The following is an 8742-nucleotide window of genomic DNA, read 5'->3' as shown; positions in this document are numbered from 1 at the left end:
CGCCGAGGTCTCCGAGGACGGCGCCGTGCTCTCCCTGAGCTGGACGACGGAGGCGGGGACGGTGCGGCTCGACGAGTTCCGGGGCACGGTCGAGCCGTTGTTCTGGAAGACGACGCCCGAGGCCGAGCACACGGCGGTGGGCACGCGCGATGCGCTCTGGCTCCCGACTCCCCACCGGGTCACCGTCCTCGGCCCCGCCGGCGACGTACGCCACCTGCCGTCGCGGCTGTCCGCGCCGACCCTGGTGTGGCTCAGCGGCGAGCTGACGCTCCGGCTCGAGGGCGACCTCGAGCTCGACGAGGCGGTCACGGTGGCCGAGTCGGTCGACTGACCGACGGCAGGCGGGAACCTCCTCGCGGTGGGCGGTGTATCCCAGTCACCCCTCGACCTCAGGAGACGTCATGCGCAGGACCCTGGCCACCGTCGTGCTCGCCCTGTCGGCCCTGCTCGGGCTGCCCGCCACCTCGCAGGCGGGCGGTCCCACGAGCGTCCTGGTGACCCACGTCGGCGCGGGTGCCGGTGCGCTCTACTACGACGACCCGGCGTACGACGCCCTCGTCCGCCTGCTGCCCGAGGGCGCGACCGCGGGGGACCCCCAGCCTCCGGGCTACGACGGTGCCACCTACAACCTCACGTGGATGATCCACGACGTCCTGCCGTGGCGCTGGGACCGGATCCACGTCGACGGCGACACGGTCTGGGTGTCCACCACCGTCACCGAGGACGCCGCGGGGGAGTGGCGTGAGCTGGGGCCGGCCGAGCAGATCACCGGCATCCTGGACCGCGTCGTCGCGCGCGGCGGCGGTCCGGCGGTGGTCTCGGTCCCGGCTGAGCCCGCCGAGCCTGCCGCCGCCATCTCGGAGCCGGCCGAGCCGGCCTCGGACCCCTGGTTCTCGCTGTCCGGCTGGCGCTGGCTCGTCCCCGGCGCGCTCCTCGGTCTGCTCACCGGGGTCGTCGCAGGACGCCGGCGCGGCGAGGAGGAGCCGCGCAGGGTCCTCCTCAGCTCCTGAGTCGCGGCTATCATCGAGGAATGCCGCTCGACATGTTCTTGGACCTCGGCCCGATCAAGGGCGAGTCGCAGGACAAGGTGCACGCCGGCAAGATCGACATCCTCGCGTGGTCGTGGGCCGTGAGCAACGCAGGGCCACCGCGATCGGGCGGCGGTGGCGGCTCCTCGAAGGCGACCTTCCAGGACATCGTCATCACCAAGGTCATCGACCTGTCGTCGACCGAGCTGTTGAGGTCGGTGTCGCTCGGCACCCACTTCCCCGAGGCGAGGATCATCGTTCGCAGGGCCGGGGGCAACACCAAGCACGAGTACTACAGCATCACCATGAAGGACGTGACGGTCACCAGCTACCAGACCTCTGGGTCTGAGGGTGGTGACCAGCTCACCGAGTCGGTGACGTTGGCCTTCGCCTCCTTCGAGGTGAGGTACCAGGCACAGAACGCCAAGGGCCGCCCCGCGGGGGAGAGCACGTTCGACCACACCATCTAGGACACCGGCGCGGCAACGAACATCCGCGCCGGCGTCCTGAGCGACCGATCAGGTGACGGTGATCGGCTGGCCGCCCGAGACCAGCCGCCAGTCGACGGAGGCGAACTGAGCCGGGTCGATCGTCCCGTTCGCGGTCACCCAGTCGATGAGGAGCTGGCGGATCTCGTTCTGGCGGTTGTAGACCACTGGAGCCGTGCTGACGTGCGGGAAGCCGCCGCCGCCCGACTGGCGGTAGTTGTTGACGGCCATCGCGAACTCCTGGGCGGGGTCGACCGGCACGCCGGCGTAGGCCAGGCCGACGATCCGCGAGCCCGCCGGCTGGGAGATGTCGATGTCGTAGGTCAGGGGAGCGTCCAGCCCGGCCACGGTGTCGAAGTTGTAGTCGGGCGTCCCGTTGGGTGCGGTCTCCGTGACCTGGTTGGTCACCTGCGCCATCGTGAACGGGCCGGGTCCGGAGACCTGCTGGAAGTAGCGCGCGGAGAACTCGAGGTAGTCCTTGACCTGCGCGCCGGTGACCTTCACGCCGAGGAGCGTGTTGTCGTAGATGTAGAGCCCGGCCACGTCGCGCACCGTCACCTGGCCGGCGGGGAAGGACGCGGCCCGGTTGAAGGGCGCGGCGATCGACAGGACCGGCAGCGCGGCGTCGGCTCCGGTGAGTCCGGCCTTCACCGCGTCTGCCTGGACGTACTGGACGAAGTCGATGATCGGCACGTCCTCGACGACCGCACGGGCGGCGGACAGTGCTGCGGCAGAGGTGCCGACGGGGGAGTTGACGTAGTCCACCACCGTCTCGTGCTGCCGACGCACGGCCGCGAGCACGGCCGGGTCGCCGTCGACGGTGTTCGAGTTCAGCGTCTGGCCGTGGGCGGCGACGACCTTCCAGCGGCCGTGGCGGTGCTGCAGGTCGAGGTCCATGACCGCCACTCGCATGCCCCAGTACGCCGGCTCGCACAGCAGGACCTGCTGCCCGGTCCGGGCGTTGGTGACGAAGCGCTGCGGGATGTCGCGGTGGGCGTGACCGACCAGGATCGCGTCGACGCCGGGCACCTGCTCGGCCACGAGCGTCGAGGCGTTCTCCGGCCACGGCAGCGCGTCGCCGTACGACGAGGAGGTGTCGGCGCCGCTGTGCGCGCTGATCACGACGACGTCGCAGCCGCGGCGCTTGAGCTCGGGCACGAAGCGCTTGGCCTGCTCGACGAGGCCGGGGAACTCCACGCGGCCCTCGACGTTGGCCTTGTCCCAGATGGCGATGCCGGGGTTGGTCAGGCCGAGCACGCCGACGGTGAGGTCGGGCCCGCCGTGCACCTTGTAGCGCTTGATGACGTAGGGCGGGAAGACCGGGCGGCCGGTCGCAGGGTCGACGGCGTTGGCGCCGAGCAGAGGGAAGTCCAGCTGGGACTCGAAGGTGCGGAGCGTGTCGAGGCCGTAGTTGAACTCGTGGTTGCCGAGCGCAGCCGCGTCGTAGCCGACGAGGTTCATCGCGTGGGCCATCGGGTGGATGGTGCGACGGCTGATGGGCTCGATGCGGGCGTAGTAGTAGGCCAGGGGCGTGCCCTGGATGGTGTCGCCTGCGTCGAGGGTCAGCACCGGCTGGCGGCCGAGCTTGGCGCGGGCGGCCTTGATCAGCGTGGCGGCCTTGGCGATGCCGATGTCGTCGTGCGCGCTGTTGTCGAACTCGAGGTTCTTGAAGTAGTCCCAGTTGAAGACGTTGCCGTGGAGGTCGGTGGTGCCGAGCACGGTGAGCCGGGTGCCGTGCCGGCCGCGGTGGGCGAGCGCCGGGATCGGCTGCGACACGAAGCCGGCGGCGGCGAGGGCGGCGGCACCGGTGAGGACGGTACGACGGGCGGGGGTGGGCTGCGAGGTCATGCAGAACCGCTTTCCGAGAGATCCGAGTCGCCCGGGGATGCCCGGGAGCCGGTCCATCTACCTACACGACCTCGGCCTCGGTCAACCTCCCCTCGGCCGTGTTCACCGATCGTTCGGACGCGTAGAGCCGGAACAGCCAGTAGGCCGCCACGGCGCACAGCAGGTGCCACGCGGCGTGGCCCTGGAGGAGCGAGTCGGGATCGCACCAGCCGGCGTTGCTGAGCAGCCAGATGGCGAACGCGACGAGCATCGCGACGAGGGCCACCGCGCCGTTGCGGAAGACCGTGTCGGTCTCACCGCGTCGCCAGACCAGGGTCTCCAGCACGACCGCCGCCACGAGCAGCAGGCCGAAGGCCAGGTTGCCCGAGTAGTGCACCACCGGCACCGGGTCCGGCCACAGCCCGGCCAGCTCGCACAGCAGCACGCAGGTGACGTACGCCCAGGCGAAGGCAGCGGTCCCGCGCCTGGTCCACCGCACCCACGCCCACGCGGCGGCGAACCCCGCGACGAGGTACATGCTCAGCATGTCGAGGTGCCCGCCGAGCTCGCTCTGCGTCGCGTGCATCGCCGCGGATCCAGGACCGAGGAGCACCACCACGCACGCGAACCACGTCGCCACGGTCATCGACATCACGCTGTGCGGCGGGAGCCGCCGGGCGCGGGCGGCCACGAGCAGCCCGGCCACGACGAACCCCGCGTTGGAGAGGGTGTTCGCCGGCTGGCGCACCCATCCGGGGTGCGGGGCCTCGCAGAACTGCGCGCCGCGGCCGACGTCCGGCCCGAGCCAGCCCTGCCCGACCGCCACCACGAGCAGCGCCGTCGAGGTGACGGCGACCGCGGTGGTCACGGCGAGCGGGCGGGCCATGGCCCGATCAGATCACAGGGTCAGCTCCTCCAGGTCTCGGCCACGGTCGCCCCGATGTCGGGGTTGTCGGTGAAGAAGTCGTCCATGCCGGCGCGGAGGAAGGTGCGGATCTCGCCGGCGAGGTCGCCGACCGCAGCCGGATCGGCGGACGACCGGAACTGCAACGGCAGGAAGGAGTTCTCGCGGCGGAAGGTCCAGCCGGTGACCGTGAGGCCCGCCCTGTGGGCGTTGCGGATGGCGTCGGTCGGCGCGCCCAGGCTGCCGTCGGCCTTCCGGGGGATCATCACGTCCTTGCACATCCCGACGCTGTCGGCGTACCGCGCGACCCCGCGCATGCCCTGGCGGGTCACGAGGTCGGCGTACGTCACGCCGGTGCCGGCGGCGACCTGGTCGTAGGGCGCGCCGGAGCAGTCGACGAGCTGCACGAGGTCGAACCGGGTCTGGCGCGCCAGCCGCTGGAGGTTGGAGACCTCGAAGCTCTGGATCACGACCGGCGTGTCACCGGGACGTACGCCGTTGCGCGCCAGCGCGTCGAGCAGCGGCTGCTCGGCGGGGAGGCCCGCCTGCGCGAGGTAGGTGCTGTGCTTGATCTCGGGGATGACGCCGAGCGGCTCGCCGTCACACGTCTCGGTCCGGCGGGCGAACGCGAGGACCTCGTCGAAGGTCGGCACCTGGTAGAGCCCGTCGTACGCGGTGTTGTCCCGCCGCACCTGGGGCAGCCGCTCCTTGGCGCGCAGCGTCTTGAGCTCGGCCAGGGTGAAGTCCTCGACGAACCAGCCGGTGACGGGGCGTCCGTCGACCTGCCTGGTCGTGCGACGTGCGGCGAACTCCGGGCGGGCCGAGACGTCGGTGGTGCCACCGATCTCCGGCTCGTGGCGCGCCACCAGCACGCCGTCCTTCGTCATCACCAGGTCCGGCTCGACGTGGTCGGCGCACTGGCGTGCCGCGAGCTCGTAGGCCGCGATGGTGTGCTCGGGCCGGTAGCCCGAGGCGCCGCGGTGGGCGAAGACCGTGGGACCGCCGGTGGCGACGCGCTCGCGGCGCATCTCGACGCGGATGATCTCGATGTCGTCCGGCTGGCCGTCCACCCGGGCGTCGTCGCCGGGGAAGTTGTTGTCGTTGGTGAACACGAAGCTGCCGTCGCGCAGCTGCACCACGGTCTCGTCGGAGACGAACGGGAAGGCGAACTCCTCGCCGGTGCCGTAGCCGCCACCTGCGCCGATGCCGTCGGGGTTGGCGATGTCGAGCAGGTCCAGCACGGGCTCCGCGACGAGGTGGCCGCCGGGCTCGGTGCGGCCCAGGTCCACCTCGACGATGCGCTTGGTGACCGCCTGGGCGCCACCGAAGTTGTCGCGCTCGAGCAGCACCATGCGGTTCCTGCCGGTCATGAACGCGTCGCCGACGAGGTTGGCGGCCTCGATGGTGCGATAGGCCCACGTCCGGCCGGTGTAGCGCATCGTGCGGGTGTCGAGCTGGTGGATCCGGCGCACGCGCTGGTCGGTCTCGGCGACGAGGGGGCCCTCGAGGACCGGGTAGGCGTAGCGCGAGCCGTCGTACGCCGTGGCCTCGAAGCCCTTGCTGGCGGCGAGCGTCGGCTGGGCGCCGTCGAGGAAGGGGTTCTGCGGCGACTGCACGCCGGGGAGCGGCACGGGCGCCTCGAGGAGCCTGCCGTCGGCGTCGAAGTGCAGGAGGAACGGGCCGAACTCCTCGCCGACGAGGAAGCTGCCGTCGCGGAGGCGGACCACGGACTCGATGTCGAAGTCCGCGCCGGTGAGCAGGCGCTCGTCGGTGTCCTCGTTGACGATCGGGAAGCCGGCCAGGCGGTCGGGGTCGGCGAAGGAGACGAAGCGCGGCAGTCCGACCGATCCGTCGCCGCCCGCGCCCTCGAAGCTCGGCTCGACGAGGTACATCCGCAGCAGGAAGTCCGCGGAGTTCCCCTTGGCCCCGAAGCCGTTGTCGGGCATGGCCCAGAAGGTGCCGTCGCCGTTGTCGAGCATCGCCGAGAAGCCGGGGATGACCTGGCCGGGGAACGGGCCCGTGCGGCCGTTGGCCGGCGTCATCTGCGCACCCGACGGCGGGCCGGGAGCGAGGTGGTCGGCGTCGATGGTGGCGCGGCCGACGAGGGTCGGCACCTCGACGGTCCGGGTGTGGCCGTGACCATGACCGGGACCGTGCCGGTCCGGGTCCCGGGCGTCGGCCGGCGCGGCGAGGAGGAGGGAGCCGGCGAGCAGCCCGGCGAGGGGAGCGGCGGCGAGCGACGTACGGCGTGGGTGGGTGCGGAGGGGCATGACGGGTCCTTCGGGTCCGAGTTCCGGGCAGGCAGGCGTGCGCGGTCGCACCAGGCCGTGGCGGCCCGGCGCGACCGGGTGGAGCGATAGGTGGGTGCGGGTCAGGCGCGCGTGACCTGGACGACCGACGGGCGCGGACCGGCGAACTGGCCGGGGCGCGGCGCGGCGCCGGGCGCGACGTAGTCGGGGAAGCGCGACTGGGGCGCGTCCCACGTGCCGTCCTCGCCGGGGTGCTGCACTGCGACGAAGACGGAGCCGTCGCGGTCGTGGATCACCGGGCCGCAGGTCTCCGCGCCGGCGGGGACCGCGAGGAACTGCTGGACGCGGCCGCGCTCGGGACCCTCGACGGGCACCTTGAACAGGCCGTCGTCGAGCTTGATGGCGCTGGGCTGGCCGTCGGTGGAGATCCACAGGTTGCCGACGCTGTCGAAGGCGACGTTGTCGGGGCACGAGATCGGCGAGACCGGGCCGGTCCACCCGCCGAAGTACGTGCCGGCAGAGGCGGCGTCACCGCAGATGAGGAACAGGTCCCAGGTGAACGTGTCGGCGGTGTGGTCGCCGCCCGTCGGGGTGATCTCGACGACGTGGCCGTCCTTGTTGGCCGCGCGCGGGTTGGGTTCGGTGGGGCCCTCCTTGCCGACCTTGCCGCGGTCAGTGTTGTTGGTGCACGCGACGTAGACCTTGCCGTTGTGGGTGCTCGGCTGCACGTCCTCGGGCCGGTCCATCTTGGTGGGCATGACCACGTCGGCAGCGAGGCGGGTGAAGACCAGCACCTCCTCGAGGCTGAAGCCCGGCACCATCGACTGCCCGTCCTTCGTGAGCGGGATCCACTCGCCGGTGCCGTCGCTGACGCCGTCCTCGAGTCCGTCGCCGGTGAAGCGGGCGACGGACAGGTCACCCTCGCTCAGCGGGGAGCGTCCGCCGTGGCGGCGCCAGCTGCCACCGCGGCCGTGGAGGCGGTCCTTCGACACGAAGCGGTAGAGGTAGTCGAAGCGCTCGTCGTCACCCATGTAGGCGACCACGTGCCCGTCGCGGTTGACGATGACGTTCGCGCCCTCGTGCTTGAACCGGCCCATCGCGGTGTGCTTCACCGGGGTCGAGCGCGGGTCCGAGGGGTCGACCTCGACGATCCAGCCGAACCGGTTCGGCTCGTTGGCGTACGCCGGCTGGGTGGCGTCCCAGCGCGGGTCGAGGACCCGCCAGCTGCGGGTGTCCTGCGTGGCGGAGAGGCCGTAGCGCGCCTCGCGCGGGCTGGTGCCGGTGGCCTTGAAGTACTGGTTGAAGTTCTCCTCGCCGGAGAGCACCGTGCCCCACGGCGTCGTGCCGCCGGCGCAGTTGTTCATGGTGCCGCGGACCCTCGTGCCCGTGGGGTCCTCGGCGGTCTTCAACAGGTCGGACCCGGCGGCGGGACCGTCGAGGACGAACGGGGTGTCGAGGGTGATCCGGCGGTTGAGGCGCGCGCCGGGGACGTAGCGCCAGGTGTCGCCCCGCCGGCGGCGCTCGAGCTCGACGACGGACATGCCGTGCGCCGCCCAGGCGGTGCGCACGATCGTCTCGGGGCCCGTGCCGGGCGGGAACATGATGCCCTCGTTGGTGTACTCGTGGTTGCACACCAGGAGGGCCCGCGTGCCCGACCGGTTGGTCTCGATGATGTCGAGGTAGTCGTTGTTGTAGCCGAACTGCGCGGCCTGGGCCTCCGGCGTCTGCCGGGCCGGGTCGAACGCCGGCGCTCCGCGCAGGATCGGGTCGCCCCAGCGGATGATCGCGTGCCAGTCGTAGCCGGAGGGGACCGTCACGTCGTCGACGGTGGCCGGGACCGGCGCGATCGCGGTGAAGGGCAGGGCGCTCCCGTGCTGACCGCCTCCGCCTCCGTGTCCGTGGCCACCGCGTCCGGCAGCGGCGACCGGCGAGGACCCGATCACGCCGAGGGCGGTCGCGGTGAGGCCGGCGCCCACGACGGTGCGGCGTCGCAGGGCCTGCGCGGCCACGTCGCGGAAGTACGACGTCTCGGTGGCGTTGGGTGCCGCCACGGAGCAGGCGTCGCCGCAGCGGAGGTGGCAGGTGACGGCGCTGCGGTTGCCGTGCGTGAGTCCCGCCATCGGGAGGTCGGTGGGAACGAGGGGGAGGAGCGGGCGAGGGGCGGTGTCCGTCATGGGGGTGGTCTCCGTGCCGAGTGAGTGCGGGTCGCGTGTCGGGCTCACTCTCGTCGTCGCCGGTGTGCCGGG

7 protein-coding genes are annotated in these 8742 nt (G+C 72.0%); 3 read left to right on the top strand and 4 right to left on the bottom strand.

All coding sequences use genetic code 11. The features are described 5' to 3' along the window. From Q9S36_RS38035 to Q9S36_RS38025, 3 genes are all read left to right on the top strand, one after another. Window positions 1-331, top strand: a 331-nt coding sequence (locus Q9S36_RS38035) for a hypothetical protein (protein WP_311289960.1), incomplete at its 5' end; no start/stop codon positions are given. A 70-nt stretch (window positions 332-401) separates the two neighbouring features. Further along, entirely contained in the window at window positions 402-1010 is a 609-nt protein-coding gene (locus Q9S36_RS38030; protein WP_311289959.1) for a hypothetical protein, read from the top strand. Between the two features lie 20 nt (window positions 1011-1030). Further along, window positions 1031-1498, top strand: coding sequence for a type VI secretion system tube protein Hcp (locus Q9S36_RS38025; RefSeq protein ID WP_311289958.1), 468 nt, complete (start codon window positions 1031-1033; stop codon window positions 1496-1498). Window positions 1499-1546: 48 nt separating this feature from the next. Here the strand turns inward: Q9S36_RS38025 and Q9S36_RS38020 are convergent, their stop codons facing one another. The 4 genes from Q9S36_RS38020 to Q9S36_RS38005 all read right to left on the bottom strand — a co-directional run bounded on the left by Q9S36_RS38020 (window position 1547) and on the right by Q9S36_RS38005 (window position 8670). Beyond that, on the bottom strand, window positions 1547-3364 hold the full coding sequence (locus Q9S36_RS38020; RefSeq protein ID WP_311289957.1) for a 5'-nucleotidase C-terminal domain-containing protein: 1818 nt from the start codon (window positions 3362-3364) through the stop codon (window positions 1547-1549). Window positions 3365-3425: 61 nt separating this feature from the next. Beyond that, entirely contained in the window at window positions 3426-4229 is an 804-nt protein-coding gene (locus Q9S36_RS38015) for a ceramidase domain-containing protein (RefSeq protein ID WP_311289956.1), read from the bottom strand. Window positions 4230-4249: 20 nt separating this feature from the next. Continuing rightward, window positions 4250-6517: an esterase-like activity of phytase family protein gene (locus tag Q9S36_RS38010; RefSeq protein WP_311289955.1), complete on the bottom strand. Its 2268-nt coding sequence runs from the start codon at window positions 6515-6517 to the stop codon at window positions 4250-4252. 101 nt (window positions 6518-6618) lie between these two features. Continuing rightward, window positions 6619-8670: a PhoX family phosphatase gene (locus Q9S36_RS38005; RefSeq protein ID WP_311289954.1), complete on the bottom strand. Its 2052-nt coding sequence runs from the start codon at window positions 8668-8670 to the stop codon at window positions 6619-6621. Window positions 8671-8742: the final 72 nt, after the last annotated feature.

The organism is Microbacterium sp. ARD31 (assembly GCF_031844425.1).
Note: the sequence above shows the minus strand (reverse complement) of the source record. Positions and strands in the feature narration are given on the sequence as shown.